Origin of the sequence: Clostridium sp. 1001275B_160808_H3 (assembly GCF_015550425.1) — a bacterium.
Taxonomy (GTDB): Bacteria; Bacillota; Clostridia; order Clostridiales; family Clostridiaceae; genus Clostridium.
In genome coordinates this window covers 1-20600 of record NZ_JADNAT010000020.1, presented here as the reverse complement: position 1 = coordinate 20600, position 20600 = coordinate 1, and the positions used below count along the sequence as shown (strand labels likewise).

19 protein-coding genes are annotated in these 20600 nt (G+C 26.9%); 14 read left to right on the top strand and 5 right to left on the bottom strand.

Annotated elements, in window-relative coordinates; all coding sequences use genetic code 11:
• The first annotated feature begins 147 nt into the window (after positions 1 to 147).
• The 3 genes from I2A75_RS13995 to I2A75_RS13985 all read left to right on the top strand — a co-directional run bounded on the left by I2A75_RS13995 (position 148) and on the right by I2A75_RS13985 (position 3078).
• On the top strand, positions 148 to 903 hold the full coding sequence (locus I2A75_RS13995; protein WP_195265571.1) for an exodeoxyribonuclease III: 756 nt from the start codon (positions 148 to 150) through the stop codon (positions 901 to 903).
• A 349-nt stretch (positions 904 to 1252) separates the two neighbouring features.
• Positions 1253 to 2065, top strand: a complete 813-nt coding sequence (locus I2A75_RS13990) for a cation transporter (protein ID WP_195265569.1) — start codon at positions 1253 to 1255, stop codon at positions 2063 to 2065.
• A gap of 53 nt (positions 2066 to 2118) precedes the next feature.
• Positions 2119 to 3078: an RsmB/NOP family class I SAM-dependent RNA methyltransferase gene (locus I2A75_RS13985; RefSeq protein ID WP_195265567.1), complete on the top strand. Its 960-nt coding sequence runs from the start codon at positions 2119 to 2121 to the stop codon at positions 3076 to 3078.
• Positions 3079 to 3242: 164 nt separating this feature from the next.
• On the opposite strand, the gene I2A75_RS13980 is transcribed toward I2A75_RS13985, so the two are convergent.
• Positions 3243 to 4385 (bottom strand): amidase domain-containing protein, encoded by a 1143-nt coding sequence (locus tag I2A75_RS13980; protein ID WP_195265564.1) that lies wholly within the window; start codon positions 4383 to 4385, stop codon positions 3243 to 3245.
• A 154-nt stretch (positions 4386 to 4539) separates the two neighbouring features.
• On the opposite strand from I2A75_RS13980, the gene I2A75_RS13975 reads away from it, so the two are divergent.
• The 3 genes from I2A75_RS13975 to I2A75_RS13965 are packed head-to-tail and all read left to right on the top strand — an operon-like array spanning position 4540 to position 7224.
• Positions 4540 to 5508, top strand: a complete 969-nt coding sequence (locus I2A75_RS13975) for a metallophosphoesterase (RefSeq protein ID WP_195265562.1) — start codon at positions 4540 to 4542, stop codon at positions 5506 to 5508.
• Positions 5509 to 5521: 13 nt separating this feature from the next.
• On the top strand, positions 5522 to 6454 hold the full coding sequence (locus I2A75_RS13970; protein WP_195265560.1) for a dipeptidase: 933 nt from the start codon (positions 5522 to 5524) through the stop codon (positions 6452 to 6454).
• A gap of 26 nt (positions 6455 to 6480) precedes the next feature.
• On the top strand, positions 6481 to 7224 hold the full coding sequence (locus tag I2A75_RS13965) for an SDR family oxidoreductase (RefSeq protein ID WP_195265558.1): 744 nt from the start codon (positions 6481 to 6483) through the stop codon (positions 7222 to 7224).
• Positions 7225 to 7463: 239 nt separating this feature from the next.
• Here the strand turns inward: I2A75_RS13965 and I2A75_RS13960 are convergent, their stop codons facing one another.
• A complete protein-coding gene (locus I2A75_RS13960; RefSeq protein ID WP_195265555.1) occupies positions 7464 to 7862 on the bottom strand; it encodes a hypothetical protein in 399 nt (132 codons plus the stop codon).
• 216 nt (positions 7863 to 8078) lie between these two features.
• Between I2A75_RS13960 and I2A75_RS13955 the strand changes: the two genes are divergently transcribed.
• The 3 genes from I2A75_RS13955 to I2A75_RS18135 all read left to right on the top strand — a co-directional run bounded on the left by I2A75_RS13955 (position 8079) and on the right by I2A75_RS18135 (position 13016).
• Entirely contained in the window at positions 8079 to 10277 is a 2199-nt protein-coding gene (locus tag I2A75_RS13955) for a DNA topoisomerase III (RefSeq protein ID WP_195265553.1), read from the top strand.
• Between the two features lie 150 nt (positions 10278 to 10427).
• Positions 10428 to 12488, top strand: coding sequence for an SPFH domain-containing protein (locus I2A75_RS13950; protein WP_195265551.1), 2061 nt, complete (start codon positions 10428 to 10430; stop codon positions 12486 to 12488).
• A gap of 396 nt (positions 12489 to 12884) precedes the next feature.
• Complete coding sequence (locus I2A75_RS18135) at positions 12885 to 13016, top strand: hypothetical protein (RefSeq protein WP_279325042.1); 132 nt, start codon at positions 12885 to 12887, stop codon at positions 13014 to 13016.
• Positions 13017 to 13130: 114 nt separating this feature from the next.
• Here I2A75_RS18135 and I2A75_RS13945 read toward each other — a convergent pair whose 3' ends face one another.
• The gene (locus I2A75_RS13945) at positions 13131 to 14645 is read right to left on the bottom strand and encodes a HAMP domain-containing sensor histidine kinase (RefSeq protein WP_195265549.1); all 1515 of its coding nucleotides are present in this window, start codon (positions 14643 to 14645) and stop codon (positions 13131 to 13133) included.
• On the bottom strand, positions 14629 to 15303 hold the full coding sequence (locus I2A75_RS13940) for a response regulator transcription factor (protein WP_195265547.1): 675 nt from the start codon (positions 15301 to 15303) through the stop codon (positions 14629 to 14631). Before I2A75_RS13940 ends, I2A75_RS13945 begins: the two co-directional genes overlap by 17 nt.
• Positions 15304 to 15658: 355 nt before the next feature.
• Here I2A75_RS13940 and I2A75_RS13935 point away from each other — a divergent pair, with 355 nt between their 5' ends.
• Genes I2A75_RS13935 through I2A75_RS13925 form a run of 3 tightly spaced genes read left to right on the top strand, consistent with a single transcriptional unit; the run spans position 15659 to position 18643 of the window.
• Complete coding sequence (locus I2A75_RS13935; protein ID WP_195265545.1) at positions 15659 to 16897, top strand: pitrilysin family protein; 1239 nt, start codon at positions 15659 to 15661, stop codon at positions 16895 to 16897.
• A 16-nt stretch (positions 16898 to 16913) separates the two neighbouring features.
• The gene (gene recX, locus I2A75_RS13930; RefSeq protein ID WP_195265543.1) at positions 16914 to 17549 is read left to right on the top strand and encodes a recombination regulator RecX; all 636 of its coding nucleotides are present in this window, start codon (positions 16914 to 16916) and stop codon (positions 17547 to 17549) included.
• Positions 17550 to 17572: 23 nt separating this feature from the next.
• Positions 17573 to 18643: a transglutaminase-like domain-containing protein gene (locus tag I2A75_RS13925; protein ID WP_195265541.1), complete on the top strand. Its 1071-nt coding sequence runs from the start codon at positions 17573 to 17575 to the stop codon at positions 18641 to 18643.
• 36 nt (positions 18644 to 18679) lie between these two features.
• Here the strand turns inward: I2A75_RS13925 and I2A75_RS13920 are convergent, their stop codons facing one another.
• Positions 18680 to 19036 carry a tetratricopeptide repeat protein gene (locus I2A75_RS13920; RefSeq protein ID WP_195265539.1) on the bottom strand — a complete coding sequence of 119 codons (357 nt, stop codon included), beginning with the start codon at positions 19034 to 19036 and terminating at the stop codon, positions 18680 to 18682.
• Positions 19037 to 19311: 275 nt separating this feature from the next.
• On the opposite strand from I2A75_RS13920, the gene I2A75_RS13915 reads away from it, so the two are divergent.
• Entirely contained in the window at positions 19312 to 20256 is a 945-nt protein-coding gene (locus tag I2A75_RS13915) for a carbohydrate kinase family protein (protein WP_195265537.1), read from the top strand.
• A 96-nt stretch (positions 20257 to 20352) separates the two neighbouring features.
• Complete coding sequence (locus I2A75_RS18130) at positions 20353 to 20478, top strand: CPC_1213 family protein (RefSeq protein ID WP_257442288.1); 126 nt, start codon at positions 20353 to 20355, stop codon at positions 20476 to 20478.
• Positions 20479 to 20600 lie beyond the last annotated feature (122 nt).

Below are 20600 nucleotides of genomic sequence, written 5' to 3'. Positions count from 1 at the left end.
GAATGATTTAATACATATTTCTACTATTTTTTATTTAAAACATAATTGATTAGTTGAATTATATAAGAAAATGTAGTCAATGATATAAAAATAAAAACGTGTTATAATATAATTAATATAATATTATAGCAAAAAGGAGAAGAAGATATGAAGTTAATATCATGGAATGTTAATGGAATAAGAGCCTGTGTTACAAAAGGCTTTTTAGAATATTTTAAAGAAATGGATGCAGATATTTTTTGTATTCAAGAAAGTAAATTACAAGAAGGACAAATAGATTTAGAGCTAGAAGGGTATAATCAATATTGGAATTATGCTGAGAAAAAAGGATATTCAGGAACAGCTATATTTACTAAAGAAAAGCCATTAAGTGTAAGATATGGACTAGGAATAGAAGAGCATGATAAAGAAGGAAGAGTTATTACTTTAGAATTTGAAGATTTTTATATGGTAACAGTATATACTCCAAATTCAAAGAATGAACTTGCAAGGCTAGATTATAGAATGATTTGGGAAGATGCATTTAGAGATTATTTAAAGGAATTAGATACAAAAAAGCCTGTTATAGTTTGTGGGGATTTAAATGTTGCACATAAGGAAATAGATTTAAAAAATCCTAAGACTAATTTAAGAAATGCAGGGTTTACAGAAGAGGAAAGAAGTAAATTTACTGAGTTATTAAATGCTGGTTTTGTTGATACATTTAGATATTTTTATCCTGATGAAGTTGGAGCTTATTCTTGGTGGTCATATAGATTTAATGCAAGAGCAAAGAATGCAGGATGGAGAATTGATTACTTCTTAGTATCAGATTCAATAAAGGATAAATTAGAAGATGCTAAAATTCATTCAGAAATTTTAGGATCTGATCATTGTCCAGTTGAACTTAGAATTAATCTTTAATCAAATAAACAATTAAGCTACTTTACTACTTATATAATAAATAGTAAAGTAGCTTTTTTCATTATAGAAATTACCAATATGAGTACTTATATAAGTAATTATAAGTACATTTGTGTTATTAAAATATTTTTATGTGAAATAATATCAAAACCTCTATGATATTAATTTCAGCATAATTAGAAATTACAAATTACTTTTGAAATGAGTAATATATAAATATAGAATATTACAAAAAGTTAGAGGTGAAATTATGGACAAAAATGAAAGTAATATTTTAAGATTTTCTGTATTAGGTACAATATTTTTTGCAGTATTTGGATTAGCTTGGGGATGACTGATAAAATCAGAAATGATTATTTTTGATGGACTATATTCATTTATAAGTGTTATATTATCGTCAGCTTCTTTGGTTGTATGTAAAGTTATAGAAGTAAAAGATAATGAAGATTTTCCATTTGGAAAGTATGTTTTGGAGCCATTAGTTGTATCTATAAATTCAATTATATTAATAATAATGTGCTTATTGTCATTATATGATGCTATAAATGCTTTATTGCTTGGAGGTAATAGCGTAAATACATCATCAGCAATAGTATATGCAATAGTATCAACTTTGGGTTCATTTATTTTCTACGATAGAATAAAAAAAGCAGGAAAGAAGATAAATTCTGAACTTATAGATGCCGAAAGTATACAATGGCTAATGGATGGAATATTAAGTGCTACAGTTTTATTTGGATTTATTTTATCTGCAATAATATCAAAAACTGAATTTTCATTTATAACAAAATATATTGATCCAACTATGGTTATAATAACATCAATTTTATTTTTAAAAGCTCCTTTAAAGATATTTATAAATAGCTTTAAAGAAGTTATTGGAGTAAGGGTTCCAGAAAGAATAAGTGTAGAAGTTGAAAAGCAAGTTGAAGTTATAAAAAATGAGTATAATTTTATACAAGCAGTGACAAGAGTATTGAAAATTGGTAGAAGTGTTAAAATTGAAGTTAACTTTATTATAGGAGAAAATAACCAGTTAATAACTAAAGAAGAAGAAGAAATTATAAAAAATGAATTATATATTGGAATAGACAGTGAAAATTATTTTAAAGATATGCAAATAATATTTACAACAAATAAAAATAATTTAATCACAGCATAATTTATACAATTGAAAAGTAATATATATTATGAATAAACTATAGGGGTGATGTAGTGTCAATTAAGGAAGTTAAAAATAGCTTACCAAAAGAACTTATAGAAATTTTAGAAAATATATTTACAGATAGGCAATTAGATCTTATTTATAAAAGTTATTATAGAGGAAGAAATACTACATTTAGAATTAATACTTTAAAAGGTAATACTAAGGAAGTAATGGATGAATTAAGCATGAATAGAATAAAAGCTGTAAATCATCCGTTATTGAAAAATGCATTTATTGCAAAAGACATTAAGGAGAGTAACTTAAGAAGATTAGAGATTTATAAATATGGTAAAATATATTTACAAAATCTATCTTCAATGTTACCTCCTTTATTTTTAGATTTAAAAGAAGATTTAGTTGTTTTGGATATGTGTGCAGCACCAGGAGGAAAGAGTCTTTACATGGCTGATATAACTAAAAATAAAGCTACTATTTTAGCAAATGATGTAAATGAAATAAGAAGAGAGAGATTAAATTATAATATAGAAAAACAAGGTGCAAATTCTATAATAGTTTTAGGAGCTGATGGATGTTCTATAGGTAAACGGTTAAATAAATACTTTGATAGGGTCCTTTTAGATGTTCCTTGCTCTGGAGAAGGAATAATAACATTAAAAAGTAGTAAGGCATATAAGGGGTGGAATGAAAAAAAAGTTGCACTATGCTCAAAATTGCAAAAAAAATTATTTGATAGTGCTTATAATGCTCTTAAACCTGGAGGGATAATGGTATATTCAACATGTACTTTAAATCCTTTTGAAAATGAAGAAGTGATAGAATATGCATTAAAGAAATATCCAGACTTGAGCTTAGAAAAAATTAATTTAGAGTTACCAAATGTAATAAGAGGTTTAAGCAAATATAAAGAAAAAATATATAGTGAAGAAATTACAAAATCAATAAGAATAATTCCAAATGAAAATATGGAAGGCTTTTTTATAGCTAAATTAGTCAAAAATAAAGAATAGTTTTGATGATAAAATGCTGTGTGATGCAAATTATCAATTTAAGTTTATGAATATAGTTGTAAATTCTTTAGATAAATATAAGGAATAAAATAAGTTGATATAAATAAAAATACCACTACAAAATTTGAAATCAAGCTTGTAGTGGTATTTTTGTGATTAAGATTTTAGTAATGAACATGAATTAAATGAAATCTTATATTATCATTACTCCAACCTAAGTCATAAGGAACAAGTAATCTATTGGTGTTATGACATGTAACTAATGGATAGCCTTTTGAGTCAAATCCAGTAACTGTTGATATATGAGTTATTCTGCCTTTCTTTTCATATGCAACAAAATCTCCAGGTCTCATATTAAATGCAGCTTTATATGTTTGCTGATAGGAGCCTTTGGCAATATATGAAGCTCTGCCACTTCCAACCATATAATTTTTAAATCCTTGCGCATTTAACCAAGCCTTAGTCCCTTCTTTTCCTGAGTAATTCCATAAACTATTTTTCTTGAATCCACCACCTTCAAAAAGAATTTGTGAAGCAAAATTTGCACAATCCCCACCATCAGGATTATGATCTTTATATTTTGAATTATACTTAAAAGTAAACTCTTCATCTTCAGATACTCCACAATATTTATGAGCGTACTCTATTGCCTTTGTTACTCTTTCACTTGGTACAAACTCTGGTTGTTTTTGAGATAATATATAATTTTTTATTTCATCAGATTTTATATTTTTTATATCAAGTGAGTCTGCAAAAGGGTCAGTATACCATTCCTTAGTGATAATATATCTATCATTTTCTTTCTTTAAGTTTAGGTAATGATTAGTTCCAAGTCTAAAATGATTAATAATATCTGGAGTATCTATATAATAATAATTAAAATCTGTTGCAACATCACAAATTACTCCATACAAACCAGGTTCTTTTTCAGCTACTTTTCTTATCCTTACAATAGATTTTAAATCTCTAAATTTAACTGCTTGTTTTTCTGACCAATTTATTAAATAGTTAGTTTTTTTAGCTTCACTTTCATATGCCCATAAACTTACTTTTATATTTAAATCATAAAATCCCTTTAATAGTTCACAATCTCCTGAAACTATTGCAGCATTTCTTTGTTCAAATAAATCTTCTAGTAAACCCTTGAACTCTTGTTTCATTTCTTCAGATGATAAACCATTATTTAAAAAAATAATAGCTTCCTCGTCTTCATTTAAATCTTCGGCAAAAATAGTAGAAAAGTGTAGTGTATTGAAAATAAATAGTGCAATCAAAATAAAAAAAATAAATTTATATTTAAGCTTCACAAATTTCGCCTCTTTCCTCTTTAAATTATATAAGTAGTTTATACAAAAGACGTTAAATTTATCTATAAGTTATTAGTATTTTGTATGGAGGTTTTTAGCAAATAAGTAATGAAAACATATAATAAAATATTATAAATTAAGTAAGGGGAAATTTATGAAAAGACTAAACTATCTTTATGATAATGCAATGGAAGTAAAATTTGATGATGGAGATAATATTGTGTTTATTTCAGATATCCACAGAGGTGATGGAACTTTTTATGATTCTCTTCTTCCAAACAGAAATATTTATAAGACGGCGCTTGCTTATTATTATAGAAAGGGTTTCACTTATGTTGAAGTTGGAGATGGAGATGAACTTTGGAAGAATAGAAATTTTAATGATATTGCATATTGCTATAGTGATATATTTAAATTGTTTAATAGGTTAAAAGAAGAAAATAGAATTTATATGATTTATGGAAATCATGATATAATAAAAAACAGGGAAAATTTTTATTACACACAATATAGGGCATTAAGAAAAGTTGGAGCTGATTATGGAAAAAACTTTTTAAAGTTCATTAAAGATATTAAATTTTATGAAGGTATTAATTTTAAATTTACTCCAGTTAATGAAAAATTTTTAGTTACTCATGGACATCAAGCAGATCTAATAAATTGTGATTATTGGATGATATCACGATTTTTAGTAAGATATGTATGGAAATTTTTAAATGGATTAGCAGGATTTAATGATCCAACAAGCCCTGCTAAAAATAATAAAAAAGGAAGCAAAGTTGATAGAAAGCTTGAAAAATGGACAAAAGAAAATGGTAAAATGTTGCTATGTGGACATACTCATAATAGTAGAATGCCAGGAAGTCTTGAACCACCATATTTTAATGATGGATGTTGTGTGTTACCATATGCAATGACAGCAATAGAAATAGAAAGTGGGAAAGTATCTCTTATAAAATGGAGCGTGGAATCTCAAGAATCAGGAGTTCTTTGGGCAAGAAGAAAAGTTATTACTGGTCCAGAAAATCTAGAAGATTATTTATTATGGGCTAGAAACGAGAGAATTAGAATTATAAATGATGCTAAAGAAGAAGATGGAATTAAAATAAAAAATACAAAATAAAGGAGAGATATATATGAACTCAATTGACTTACATTGTGATACAGCTAGTAGATTATTATATGAAAACCTAAAGCTAAAGGAAAGTATTTGTAAAGTTGATATAAAAAAATTGAAGGAAGCAAAAGCATTAGCACAGGTTTTTGCACATTTTATAGAACTAAATATAGTAGATAATCCATATTTAGAATTTAAAAGAATGCATGAAATTTTAATGAAAGAATTAAAAGAAAATTATAATGATATTGAAATTGTAACGAATTTAAAGGAATTAGAAAGCGTTAATAATAAAGGGAAACTAGGAGCTTTTCTATCAATAGAAGAAGGTGAAGTGTTAGAAGGAAAAGTGGAAAGAGTAAAAGAAGTTTATGATATGGGAATAAGATTTATAACTTTAACATGGAATTTTCCTAATAGCATAGGCTATCCAAATGCAGGGTATAAATATAAAGATAATGGTTTGACTGCTAAAGGAAAAGAAATAGTTAATGAAATGGAAAGAGTTGGAATAATACCTGATTGTTCTCATTTATCAGATGGTGGATTTTACGATTTAGTAGATATATGCAGAAAGCCTTTTATTGCAACTCATTCTAATTCTAGAGAAATCACTAATCATTCAAGAAATTTAACAGATGATATGATAGTAAAATTAGCTAATAAGGGTGGTGTGATGGGATTAAACTTTTGTGCACCATTTTTAGGAAGAAACAAGGTTCCAACAATTGAATCCATGATAGCACATATTAAACATATAAGAAATATTGGAGGAATAGATGTACTTTCACTTGGAACAGATTTTGATGGAATTGAAAATGAAGTAGAAATTAGAAATATTGGAGAAATAGGAAAACTTAGAGATGCCTTAATAAAAGAAAATTTCACAAACTCAGAAATTGATAAGATATTCTTTAAAAATGTAAAAAGAGTGATTAAAGAGTGTTTATAATATAAATTAAAATTTAGGAGAAAAAGATGGAAAACTTACAAGGAAAAATAGCATTAGTTACAGGTGCATCACGTGGTATTGGAAAGGCAATCGCCGTTGAATTAGCTAAAGAAGGAGCAACAGTAATTATAAATTACTCAAAAGATGATAATGGTGCAGAAACTACATTAGCAGAAATAATTGCATTGGGAGGATATGGTAAATTATATAAGTGTAACATATCTGATTATGATATGAGCAAAGAAATGATTGACTATGTTATAGAATCCTTTGGGAAAATAGATATATTAGTAAATAATGCAGGAATATCTACTATAGGATTATTTATGGATTCTTCAAAAGAGGATATAGATAATGTAATGGGAATAAATATTCTTGGAGCTATGTACTTAAGTAAACATGTACTTCCACATATGATTTCAAAAGGGAAAGGAAATATAATTAATATATCTTCTATATGGGGTGATGTTGGAGCTTCATGTGAAGTAATATATTCTACTTCAAAAGGTGCAATAAATTTATTTACTAAATCACTTGCTAAGGAAGTTGCGCCAATGGGAATAAGAGTCAATGCAATTGCGCCAGGAGTAATTAATACAGAAATGAATGCATTTTTATCAGAAGATGAAAGAAGTGAATTAGAAGAGGAGATACCAATGGGGAGATTTGGTGAGACGGACGAAATTGGAAAATTGGTAGCCTTTATATGTAATGATTCATGCAAATATTTAACTGGACAAATCATAAAAGTTGATGGAGGACTTATTTAGAATTAATATTAGGTAATTGATAATAGACATAAACTTCTATTTAAGTTTAAAAGCTTCTTTAAGTAAGTAAAATCAATGGTTAAAAAGGATGTCGCGAAACGCGACGCCCTTTATAAAAATAAGAGATTAACTTTATAAAGGCAATAAAGCCTATTTGAAATTGAATAAATTCATTTTAAATAAAAATTATATGTTAAAGTGATATTCAATACTATAAGTTAGTATGAAAAAGCCTATAATTATTTTTTATATTTCTTAAATATTTTCTTTATTGATATTACAATAAGTTTTACAAGTAAATAGACAAAGAATATATAAATAAAACCATATAAGCCATAAGCAATATCAGCAAATTCCATATTACCTCTATTTGTTAGTTTTTGTTGTATTTCTATAGCAAAAACTATAACTATCATTACTGTTAATGTATATATAAAAGATATTGCTGTAATGCTATATTTAGCAAGTTTTTTAAATAAAATTTGTGTTATTCCAAATATGATAATTCCTATTAAAGCCATGAATATAAAGTGGAGTTGTTTGTCATTTAATGGATATCCAGCTATGCTAACAATATCTAAAACTTTATCATGTAAGTCATTAATAATGCTAGCTATTAATTTCAATATTTCTACCATAGATATTCCCCCTATGTTTTTTATCATTTATTATATCATTAAATATAACAATTTACTAATTTTGTATAATAAATATACTTTGAATATCTAATGTTTAACTAAAGAAGGTTTACAGAATATTATAAATTAGATATAGTTTAATTAGATAAAAGAAAATAAATAGAGATTTTGTTAAGAGTTAAAATAGAACTCTTAAAAGAGAAAGGACTTAATAATATGGGAAAAGTATTAGTACTAGCAGAAAAGCCTTCTGTTGGTAGAGATATAGCAAAGGTTCTAAAAAGTAATCAAAATAAGGGATCATATATTGAAGGAAGTAAGTATGTAATAACTTGGGCGTTAGGCCATTTGGTTGGTCTTCAAGATCCAGAAGGTTATGATGAAAAATATAAAACTTGGAGCATGGAAACCCTTCCAATGTTACCTAAGTATATGAAGCTAACAGTTTTAAAAAAGACATCTAAGCAATTTTATGAAGTGAAAAAGCTTTTAAATAGAAATGATATTGAAGAAATAGTAATAGCTACAGATGCTGGTAGAGAAGGTGAGCTTGTAGCAAGATGGATTATAGAAAAGGCAGGAGTTAAAAAACCTATAAAAAGACTATGGATATCATCTCAAACTGATAAGGCGATATTAGATGGCTTCAAGAACTTAAAGCCTGGAATCCACTATGAAAACCTATATAAGGCAGCAGTATGTAGAGCAGAAGCTGATTGGATAGTTGGACTTAATGCAACAAGAGCTTTGACATGCAAATATAATGCGCAACTTTCAGCAGGAAGAGTACAATCTCCAACTTTAGCTATGATAGTTGATAGAGAAGATGAAATAAAGAATTTTAAACCAAAAGACTTTTATACTATATCTGCAAAAGCAAATGGAATATCACTTCAGTGGATGAATAGTGATAATAATTTAAGGATTTTCAATGAAGAAGTAGCAAATAAGATTTTAAATAACTTAAAGGGACATGATGCTAAAGTAACATCTATAACAGAAACTCCTAAAAAGAAGTTTTCACCAGCTTTATATGATTTAACAGAGCTTCAAAGAGATGCAAATAAAATATGGGGATATTCAGCAAAGCAAACTTTATCAATAATGCAAAGGCTTTATGAAAATCATAAGATATTAACATATCCAAGAACTGATTCTAGATATATATCTACAGATGTTGTTTCAACTATTCCAGAGAGATTAAAAGCAATATCTATTGGTGAATATAGAATGGCAGCATCTGAAATATTAAAGGGAAAAATAAGTGCTAATAAAAGCTTTGTAGATAATAGCAAAGTTAGCGATCACCATGCAATTATACCGACTGAACAAAAGCCAAATTTAAGTAATTTAAGTTCAGAGGAAAGACATATATATGACCTTGTAGTTAAAAGATTTCTAAGTGTTTTAATGCCTGCATTTGAATATATACAAACAAACATTAAAGCAGAAATAAATGGAGAAAATCTTGTTGCAAAGGGGCAAGTTATAAAATCAAAAGGCTGGAAAGCTTTATATGATAAAGAAATAATAGATGATAATTCAAAAGAAGATGATTTAAAAGATCAGTTGCTTCCAAAGCTTAATACAGGAGATATATTAAAGATAAACTCAGTAGATTTAAGTAAAGGTCAAACTAAGCCACCAGCTAGATTTAATGAAGGAACTCTTTTATCAGCTATGGAAAATCCTCAAAAATATATTAGTGTAGATAAAGATTCTGCTAAAACATTAAACGAAACAGGTGGGCTTGGAACTGTTGCAACTAGAGCAGATATAATAGAAAAATTATTTAATTCTTTTGTAATAGAAAAGAAGGGAAAAGAAATTATACCTACATCTAAGGGAAGACAGCTTATAGATTTAGTTCCAAAAGAACTTAAATCACCATTATTAACTGCAAAATGGGAAAAGAGATTAGATGGAATAAGCAAAGGAAAAGAAGATGCTAATATATTTATAAAAGAAATGAGAAACTATGCTGTAGCATTAATAGAAGCTATAAAAGGAACTAACAGTAAATTTATTCATGACAATAAAACAGGTAAGAAGTGTCCTAATTGTGGCAAATACCTTTTAGAGGTAAAAGGTAAGAATGGAGTTATGAATGTTTGCCAAGATAGAGAATGTGGCTATAGAGAAAGTGTAAGTAGAAATACAAATGCAAGATGTCCAGAATGTAAAAAGAAATTAGAGCTTAGAGGACAAGGAGAAGGTCAAATATATGTATGTCCAAATACCAATTGTACATTTAGAGAAAAAGCTTCAGTATTTAATAAAAGATTTAACTCTAAGTCTGATAAGGTAAATAAAAAAGAAGTAAATAACATAATGAAGAAGATGAAAAAGGAAGCGGAAGAACCACTAAACAATCCTTTTGCAGAACTATTAGGAAAGATGAATTTAAAAGACTAATGTAATAATTAGATAGTAAAAGGAATAGGTATTTCTACCTATTTCTTTTGCTTTTTTTCATAGAAAATACAAGATATTTTGTTCAAAATGAATATACATTTATAAACCAATATTTGGTATAATTCTCTTATTAAATATCGGAGGTGTGGTATGGATGAAATGATTTTACTTGGAATTAAAGTAATAGCTATAATCCTTGGAATAATAATATTATTTTGGATTATAGGATTTAGAATAGTTCCAAATGATAAGGTTGGTATTGTGGAAAAATGGTGGTCTACAAAAGGTTCATTAAAGGAGCAAATAATTGCATTAAAAGGGGAAGCAGGATATCAGCCTGCATTGCTAAGAGGAGGTATTCATTTTAGGACGCCATTTATTTATAAAGTCCATATAGTTCCTTTAGTAACAATACCTCAAGGAAAAATTGCATATGTTTTTGCAAGAGATGGTAAACCATTAGATGCAACACAAACTTTAGGAAATGTAGTTAAAGAGGGAAACAACTTTCAGGATGTAAGAGGATTCTTAGAAAATGGAGGACAAAAAGGTCCGCAAAGAGGCATAGTAAGAGAAGGTACTTATGCTTTTAACCTCGCACAATTTGTGATTATTACTGAAAATAAAACTTATTATTTGAAGATGGGAAATAAACAAGAGATGGATACTATTTCAACTATGTCTAGATTAATTTCTGAAAGAAGAGGGTTTGAGCCAGTTATAATTGAAGGTAATAGTGATTTAGTAGGAATAGTAACAGTGCATGATGGACAGTCATTAGGTTCAGAAAATATAATTTGTCCTATAGTTGGAGATAACCATAATGATGAAAATTATCATAATAATTTTCAAGATATCGATGCATTTTTAAGAGCAGGAGGATATAGGGGAAGACAATATCAAGTTTTAGCTGATGGTACTTACTTTATAAATAGGTTATTTGCCACAGTAGAATATATTCCTAAGATAGTTATTCCAGTTGGATTTGTAGGTGTTGTTGTTTCATATACAGGATCAAAAGGAGAAGATTTTTCAGGAAACGATTATAAACATGGAGAATTAGTTAAGAAGGGATATAGAGGGGTTTGGAATGAACCATTAATGCCTGGTAAATATGCATTTAACACATATGCCGGCAATATTATTAAAGTACCAACTACTAACGTTATATTAAAATGGATTAGTAACCAAAATGGTAGTCATAAATATGATGAAAATCTTAAAGAAGTAAATTTAATCACTAAGGATGCATTTGAACCAACATTACCATTGTCAGTAGTATTCCATATAGATTACAGAAAGGCGCCTCTTGTGATTCAAAGATTTGGAGATATAAAGATGCTAGTAGATCAAACATTAGATCCTATGGTATCCGCATATTTTAAAAATATTGGACAAACTAAAACATTAATAGAATTGATACAACAAAGAAATGAAATTCAAGCTCAAAGTTCATTAGAAATGCAAGGGAAGTTTGAACACTATAATTTAGAATTAGAAGAAGTATTAATAGGAACCCCTGGAAGTTCTAAAGCTGATACAAATATTGAGACGATATTAACACAGCTAAGAAGTAGACAAATTGCAAAAGAGCAGCTTGAAACTTATGAAACTCAGCAAAGAGCAGCCGAAAAAGAAAAAGAACTCAGGGAAGCAGAAGCTATTGCAAAACAACAAACTACTTTAACTGAATCAGATATCAATATTAGGATACAGGAAAATCAAGGTAAAGCTGAGCTTATGAAGGCTAAGCAAGATGCTGAAAAAATACAAAATCTTTCTGAAGCTGAAGCTTATAAAGTTAAAAAGCAATCCGAAGCTGAGGCATTTAAAATAAAAATAACTGCAGAAGCTGACGCTGATAAGGAAGCAAGAGTAGGTATATCAAAAGCTATAGCTGCAAAAGAGCAAGTAAATGCTTATGGAGGACCACAATATAAAGTTATAAATGATGTTATGACTTCATTTACAAATGCAATTAAAGAGGGAAGTATTGATATAGTGCCAAGAACTCTTATAAATACTGGAACAGAAGGAGAAGGTAAGGGATCAAATGCTTTTGAATCTTTAGTTATGCTTTTGCTAAGTGAAAAATTAACTGCTATTCAAGAAAATAAATCTATTGATGAATCAGAAGAGTTATTAAAAATAAAAGAAGAAATAATGAATAATTTAAGAGAAAAAAAACCTACAGAATTAGAAATTGAGTAGTAAGAATAGTTAATTTTATGTTCTTGGAAAATTTTAGAAGTCCGGATAAAGGAAATATGCAGAAATGTATATTTCCTTTATTTTTTGTAGAAAAAGAGAGATATTTTTGTTTAAATTGATGTGTATATATCCACCAGTATCTGGTATAATATCTTTTGTTAATTATACTGTTATGTTGAAGCAAAATAAGAAATGATATTAAAATAAATATAAGAAGAAAATAGGAAGTATGAAATAAAATAAAAAAATTTTTTATAATAATTTTTGAATATTTATATAAAATAAGAATAGAAATATATAGTCTGAAAAATTTCTATCATAAATTTAAAGTTATTTATAGATGAATAAAAATAATAACAGATGGTGAAAATTATAACAATAAGGAGGAATGTGGAAATGAATAAATCAGAATGTACATGTACTAAATGTGGATACACTTTCGAGGAGTTAAAGAATGAATGTTTAATTATATGTCCATATTGTAAAAAAATAAAGAAGATACAAGATTTTAACTTAATAGAAGGTTAAATTGTTAAGTAGTAGAAAGTCTAAATTCTACTACTTTTTTATAACAAAATATAAAGAAAATAATATTATGAATTAGAGTTTTTTAAAATAATATAAGGGATGAAGTTTCATCACTTATATTATTTCTGAATCATCAGCTTTTTTTAATGTAAATTCAAACTTAACTCCATCATTTGTATTACTTAGAGAATAAGAACTTTCATGTAAGGTTAAAATTCTTTTTACAATTGCAAGTCCAAGCCCGTTACTATTATTAGAAGTAGTCCTTGCTTTATCAATTCTATAAAATTTTGTATATAAATTTTCAATCTCATTTTCAGGTATATACGCGCCTTTATTCTCAATGGAAATATTAACTAAAGAGTCAGTACTATTTACCTCAATAATTACTTTTTTTCCATTAGGAGTATATTTTAGAGTATTACTTATAAGATTTGTAATAACTTGTTCTAACTGAAATATATCACCGATTACATAGCAATATTCAAAATCTGTCTTTAATTCTAGACTTATATCTTTTGAATCAAATTCCAATGAGAAGCTTTTAATAAGCTTTTGTATAAGTCTAAGTATATTAAATTTTTCTAAAACTAGCTCTATGCTTCCAGATTCAAGTTTTGAAAGTTCTAACATATTAGTTACTAGTTTATTCATTTTATGTGATTCATCAATTATAGTGTCTAGATAAACTAAAGCATCTTTACCAGTAGCAATTCCATCTTTAAGGCCTTCTGCATATCCTTCTATTATTCCAATAGGTGTTTTCAAATCGTGAGAAACACTTGCAACAAAATCTTTCCTCATTTCTTCTAGTTTACGTTCTTTTTCAATATCTTCCTCTAATTTTTTGTTTTTTTGTTTTAAATCATCTAATGCATTTTCAAGTGTGGAAGATAAAAAGTTTAATGTTATAGCAAGATTACCAATTTCATCATCAGAATTTACTTCACATTTAGCTTTAAAATCCATTGCTGACATTCTTTTAGCAACTTTATTTATATTTATTAACGGTTTAGAAATCAAATTTGCATATACAAAAGATAAGAAGACTGCAATAATACTAAAACCTAAAAATAAATATACATAAAACTCTTTAGTTACACCAGCAGCTTCATTTATAGGTTGCATTGATGAAACAGATACAATAATTGAATCATTTTTAGAAGTTAATGACATTGGAGATAAAATACCGATTTTTTTTGTACCACTTAACTTATTCTCAAAAACGCTAGCTTGTGGCTTACCAGAAGTTAAAACTTCATTAATAAGATATTTATCATTGATAAGTTCAGCACAAAATGCAGTTAAAATTTGAAAGTCATCTGTATTTTTACCGTAATTAGCTAGAAATTTAACTGTACCATCTAATGAAAGAATAACAACTCTGGAATCAGTTTCTTGCTCGAATCTAAACAATGCTTTATTTAAAATATTTTCATCAGTATAATAAGAATTTAAAGTGCTAAATTTACTAGATTCCTTGATCATGTCTTTTACTTTTCTATTTAAATAAAAATCTTCAAAAAATAGAATTTGAAATAACATGCTAAATATTAATAAAATAAATATTAAACCAAAGGTTATTAAAAATAATTTTTTTGAAATGCTAAATTTATCTTTGTGCTTCAAATCTATATCCACTTCCTCTAACAGTAACTATATAGGATGATTTATCTCCAAGCTTTTCCCTAAGTCTTTTTATGTTTGTATCAACAGTTCGTAAGTCGCCATAGTAATCTAATCCCCATACATTATCTAATATTGTATCTCTGGATAATGCAATTCCTTCATTATCAGATAGGTAAGATAATAGCTCAAATTCTTTTGGAGATAAATTTATTACTTCATTGTTTACCTTAACTTCATGAGATAATTTATTTATAGTTAACCCATTATATTCATTTGAACCAGAAAAAGTATCTTCAGAAGTTCTCTTAAGTAAAGCTTTTACCTTGGCTATTAGTAGTTTAGGTGAAAAAGGTTTGGTTATATAATCATCAGCGCCCATTTCATATCCAAATAACTTATCTTCTTCTTGGCCTTTGGCAGTTAATAATATAACAGGTACTGTAGAGACCTTTCTTATCATTTCTAAAACTGTAATTCCATCAACCTTTGGCATCATAATATCTAATATAACTAGATCTATTTTATTACTAATGAAAAAATTTAGCCCTTCATCTCCATCAGCAGCTTCAATAATTTTAAATCCTTCTTTTAAAAAATAATCTCTAAGTAAAAATCTAATACGAGTTTCATCTTCAATTAATAGAATATTTTTTTGCATAAAACCCTCCATATAATCAATTCTTTAATATAATTATAAATGTCAAGACTTGAGTGGTAAAGATTAATTAATCAAATTAAATAAAAAGTAATATTTATCTTGTTATATAGCTAAGTACATTTTTATATTGAAAAACAGTATTAATTTTGAGAAAAATTTCATAAAAATAAGTAAAGATAGTTATTAATTACTTCTTGCGTAAATTGTTTAAAAATAATAAGTAATTATTTGATTTAAAAAGAGTAATAATGTAGATTCTTAGTTGAAACATATATATAATTATAGTATTGTATTTAGAATATAGTCATATTATATTTTTAATAAGTAAAGTAGTATGAAGAATGGGTGGATTAATATGTTTAAATTGAATTTTGATGTTGAAAGACATTTTTTAGATAATGGATTAGAAGTTATAACAATAAAAAAAGATACAAAAATTTCAGCTATAAACGTTGGAATTAAGGTTGGATCACTTTATGAAAATATGAATGAAAAGGGAATTTCTCACTTTATAGAGCATATGCTGTTTAAAGGAACAAAAAAAAGAAGTTATGAAGAATTAAATGATGAATTAGAGTTTCTAGGGGGAGAGTATAATGCATATACAGATTATACATCTACAGTGTTTACTATAAGTTGTTTGGAAGAGGAATTTAAAAATGCTATAGAAATTTTAGGCGATATGGTTATAAATCCCGCATTTAATAAAGGAGAATTAGAAAAGGAAAGAGGAGTAATACTTGCAGAAATGAGAACTAGCAAGGACGATATTGAAGATTTAAGTTTTAAAAGAACAAATGAAGTAGCATTTAATAAAAGTCCGTTAAAGTATGATGTAGCAGGAATTGAAGCAAATGTAAGAAATTATAATAGGGATGATTTGATTAATTTTTATAAGAAGCATTATATTCCAAATAATGCTTTAGTTACAGTAGTATCCTCATATGATCATGATGAAGCATTAAATGAAGTGAAAAAGGTTTTTAAAGAATGGGAACGAGGAGAAAAGATAGAAAAAAGTATTTTAGAAGAAAAGAATATATGTAAGTCTATAACAACAACCAAATCTAATATAGAACAAAATACAATAGTTTACTTATATACTTTCTATAATTTAAATAGAGATTTAGAACTTCCTCTTAGAATTTTAAATCATAGATTAGGAGAGAGCTCTAACTCACTTTTATTTAGAGAAGTTAGAGAAAAAAGAGGACTTGCTTATGATATCTATACAAGTATAGATATGACTAATAGTGTTAAGACTTTATATATCTATACAGCAGTTGGAGAAGAAGACCTTAATGCTGCAGTAGATGCAATAAATGAAACAATATCTGGGGTTAAAAGTGGAAGTTTAGCAATTGGTGAAAGAGATTTAGAACTTATGAAAAAAGTCCATAAAACAGCTGTTATTTCCACTTTAGAAGATCCTTCAGAGCTGTGTAATTATATGCTTCATCAAGGATTAGATGGTGAAGACTTATATGAATTTGTTAAGGATATGGAAAAGTTACATTCTCTTGATATAAATAGAATTCAAGAAGTTGCTAGGGAAGTTTTATGTAATCCAACAATTCATATATTAAAATCTTAAAATATTGGAGATAATTATGAATATTATTACAAAAATAGAGGTACAAAAGAGAAACAAAGAAAGAGTAAATATATATATTGATAATGAGTATTCATTTTCTTTAAGTGCAGAACTAGTATATAAAGAAGGACTTAAAATAAATGAAAAAATTGATTTAGAAAAAATGAAATCTATTGCTAAAGAGGATAATTATATGAAGTGCAAAAATGCTGCACTTAGAATAGTAGAAAAATCATATAAGAGTGAAAAAGAGTTAAAGGATAAACTTTTATTAAAGGGATATGATAATTTAACAATTGATAAAACTTTAAGTTTTTTAAAAGAATATAATTTTTTAAGTGATACAAATTATGTGAAAATGTATGTTAAGGATAGAAGTAGACTACAAGGAAAAAAGAAGATAAAATATGATCTAATAAAAAAGGGTATTAACGATAACCTTATAGAAAGAGAAATATCTAATATAGATGAAGAAGAAGAAAAAGAAGTAGCATATAATATGGCACTAAAAAAGTATAATGTTTTATCAAAAAGAGAATCTGATAAATATAAGTTATCTCAAAAGATATATAGATTTCTATTATCAAAAGGATATGATTACGATACAGTATCATATGTTGTAAAAAGAGTAACAAATACTGATGATATGTAGATTATTAAAAAGGAGAGACATTAATGGTTACATATTTACCTTATATATTATGTGCTATATTAATGCTTTTTTCAATAAAGGGTAGTATACAAGGGTCTTTAGAAGAAGGAAGTGCTAAGTACTCTTTAAATAGATTAGTTTATTATTTTTCTATTTTTATAACATTTTTAATTATGCTTACTAATTTAGATAAGATATATCTAGAAGTATTAAAGTTTGTAAGTGATAATTCTAATGTTACTTTAGTAAATAATAATTTATTTAAAGCATTAGTATTAGGAATAGTTTTTTTAGTTATACAAACTATTATTTATTGGATTTTAAAATGTTTAAGTGAACCATTATCAAAAGCTTATAAATTCTTATTAAGCGAAGGTAAATTAAGGATAGTATTATTTTCATCACTGTTTGGATTTTTAAAAGGGTTAGTTATTATTTTAATAATGTTTATGGGAATAATAACTTATAATACAACCTTCGGAAGAAGTATGAAAATCAATTTATTTAACAGCATTAATGGATATAATACTTTAGAAAATATAATGTCAATAAATAAGCCGGTTTTATCTTACGATGATTTTAAAGAGTATATTCCGGTAAATTCTAATGTAATAGTATATTATAATGGTGTCACTTTAGAGGATGGTATTAAATCATCCAAAGAAATAGATGAAAAGGCACTTGAAATAATAGGAAATGCTAAAAATGATAGAGAAAAGGCAAAAAGATTATATTCATGGATAGGCTCAAATATAAAATATGATTTTGCAAAAGCAGAGAAAGCATTAGGACCGGAAGGTGTAACTAATAGTGGAGCCATTGAAGCTTGGAATACTCGAAGTGGGATTTGCTTTGATTATGCATGTCTTTATGTAGCTATGGCAAAATCAGTTGATTTAGGAAGTAGAATAGTAACTGGAGATGCATTTGATGGTCAAAATTATGGACCTCATGCATGGAATCAAGTATATCTTAAAGATGAGGGTATTTGGATTAATGTTGATCCAACATTTTATTTAGCAGGAGATTACTTTGATAATAAAGACTTCAATGAAGATCATTTAAATGCTCAAATAGCAGGTGAATGGCTTTAAGTGTATAAGTTAAAAAGCATTATAACCTTAAACAGGTTATAATGCTTTTTTGTTTTTAGACATTATTAAATTTATTGCTTTTTCACAATCAGTATCTGAACTATCTAAGGACCAAGCTATGTTAAAATAAATTAATGCTTTTTTAACTTCTTCTTTCATTGCATAACAATATGCTAAGTTAAAGAAATATTTACTTTCTTGTTGCATAGCAAGTGCTTTCTTTATCATTGATATTGCTAAATCAAAATTTTTAAGTTTTATATAACAAACTCCGCAGTTGTAGTAAGAACATGCTGTACTTTCATTGTTTTCAATTGCCATAGTATAATATTCAATTGCTTTTTTATATTCTTTAAGATTATAGTATTTATTACCTTCATTAAAGTAATTCATTTTTACCTCCAAGCGACAATTAATATGTATATAAGTCGTAATAAGTATTTTATATTTAAAGTATTGACAGCTAAATTAGTTAATATTCAATATATGAATATTAAAAGAAATTGTAGCAAATTTTAGAAATTTTTAAACTAAATATATTGATAAAAAATATTATTAAAAAATAAAATTCGACAAACTTTGTAAAATTGACTTTATTTTTTTATATTTCTCGAATATAATATATTTATGTTTTTTAGTAACGGATTTTAAAGAGCAGGAGAGATGGTATGTGTAATAATAATCCTTATATATTAGTATTAGGAGCATCAATAGTAGATATAATAGGTTTTAGCAGAAAAAAATATCATGAAAGAGACTCAATACCTGGAAATATCAAAATATCTTTAGGTGGAGTATGTAGAAACATTGCGGAAAACTTAGCAAGAGTTAATGTTAATACAGAATTTATTTCTATCTTAGGTGGAGATGACCAAGGAAGAAATATCCTAGAAAACTCAAGGTTAATAGGATATAATATGGAGCACTCATTGATTTTAGAAGATGAGTACACACCAACATATATGGCAATTTTAAATGAAGATGGAGAAATGGAATCTGCCATAGTAGATATGGACAGCCTAGATAAGATGGAAACTTCTTTTATTGATTCTAAATCTCATATAATTGAAAATGCTGAATATACAATATTAGATTCAGATAATCCAGAACTTTTAGAATATATTTTAACTACTTTTAAAGGCAAAAGTAAATTTGTTTTAGATCCAGTTTCAGCTACAAAAGCAGAAAAAATAAAACATTTAATTAAATATTTTCATACTGTAAAGCCAAACAGACTAGAAACAGAAGTTTTATGCGGATTTAAAATTGAAAATGATGATGATTTAAGAAGAGCAGCAGATTATTTCTTATCATTAGGAGTTGAAAATGTATTTATAAGTCTTGATGCTGATGGAATATATTATAAAAGTTTTAAGGAAGAAGGAAAGATTAGAACTAGTAGTGTAGAAGTTAAAAATGTTACTGGCGCTGGTGATTCTTTTGTAGCTGGTGTTGGTTATGGATATATGAATAATCTTTCTATGAAGGATACAGTTAAATACGCTATTGCTATGTCAACAGTTACAATAACTCATGAAGAAACTATTAATCCAAGTATGAGTGAAGACTTTGTTAATGAGTTTATTGAAGACATGGAGTGGATTGAAGGATAATAATAATTACATATTTTCACTTTCTTTCTTAAGATTAAATAAAATAAATAAATTTCTTTTACATAATCTAAGTATATAAGCTTGGAGGTGAAAGAAATGGGTAAGAAATCAAAGAATAGTCATAAGAAACATATTAATCATAATCCACAAGTGGAAAGTGTAAAAGCAGCTTTTGGAGAACCAAAAGCAAAAGAACATGATAAAAGAGACTTTATAATTTAGTAATCAATAAAAGGTGCTATTGTATCATAGCACCTTTTATATTTATTGTGTTGAAAACCACTGGCTATGCCGGTGGATAAAATGGCTTAAGCTCTGCACAGAAAAAAGCTCCTATGATATAA

Bases quoted from the DNA above. Each gene is read 5' to 3' on its own strand.
- I2A75_RS13935 (WP_195265545.1), top strand. From the start codon at position 15,659: ATGTTTAAATTGAATTTTGATGTTGAAAGACATTTTTTAGATAATGGA.
- I2A75_RS13975 (WP_195265562.1), top strand. From the start codon at position 4,540: ATGAAAAGACTAAACTATCTTTATGATAATGCAATGGAAGTAAAATTT.
- I2A75_RS13970 (WP_195265560.1), top strand. From the start codon at position 5,522: ATGAACTCAATTGACTTACATTGTGATACAGCTAGTAGATTATTATAT.
- I2A75_RS18135 (WP_279325042.1), top strand. From the start codon at position 12,885: ATGAATAAATCAGAATGTACATGTACTAAATGTGGATACACTTTCGAG.
- I2A75_RS13960 (WP_195265555.1), bottom strand. From the start codon at position 7,862: ATGGTAGAAATATTGAAATTAATAGCTAGCATTATTAATGACTTACAT.
- I2A75_RS13955 (WP_195265553.1), top strand. From the start codon at position 8,079: ATGGGAAAAGTATTAGTACTAGCAGAAAAGCCTTCTGTTGGTAGAGAT.
- I2A75_RS13915 (WP_195265537.1), top strand. From the start codon at position 19,312: ATGTGTAATAATAATCCTTATATATTAGTATTAGGAGCATCAATAGTA.
- I2A75_RS13940 (WP_195265547.1), bottom strand. From the start codon at position 15,303: ATGCAAAAAAATATTCTATTAATTGAAGATGAAACTCGTATTAGATTT.
- I2A75_RS13990 (WP_195265569.1), top strand. From the start codon at position 1,253: ATGATTATTTTTGATGGACTATATTCATTTATAAGTGTTATATTATCG.
- I2A75_RS13920 (WP_195265539.1), bottom strand. From the start codon at position 19,036: ATGAATTACTTTAATGAAGGTAATAAATACTATAATCTTAAAGAATAT.
- I2A75_RS13995 (WP_195265571.1), top strand. From the start codon at position 148: ATGAAGTTAATATCATGGAATGTTAATGGAATAAGAGCCTGTGTTACA.
- I2A75_RS13925 (WP_195265541.1), top strand. From the start codon at position 17,573: ATGGTTACATATTTACCTTATATATTATGTGCTATATTAATGCTTTTT.
- I2A75_RS18130 (WP_257442288.1), top strand. From the start codon at position 20,353: ATGGGTAAGAAATCAAAGAATAGTCATAAGAAACATATTAATCATAAT.
- recX (WP_195265543.1), top strand. From the start codon at position 16,914: ATGAATATTATTACAAAAATAGAGGTACAAAAGAGAAACAAAGAAAGA.
- I2A75_RS13950 (WP_195265551.1), top strand. From the start codon at position 10,428: ATGGATGAAATGATTTTACTTGGAATTAAAGTAATAGCTATAATCCTT.
- I2A75_RS13965 (WP_195265558.1), top strand. From the start codon at position 6,481: ATGGAAAACTTACAAGGAAAAATAGCATTAGTTACAGGTGCATCACGT.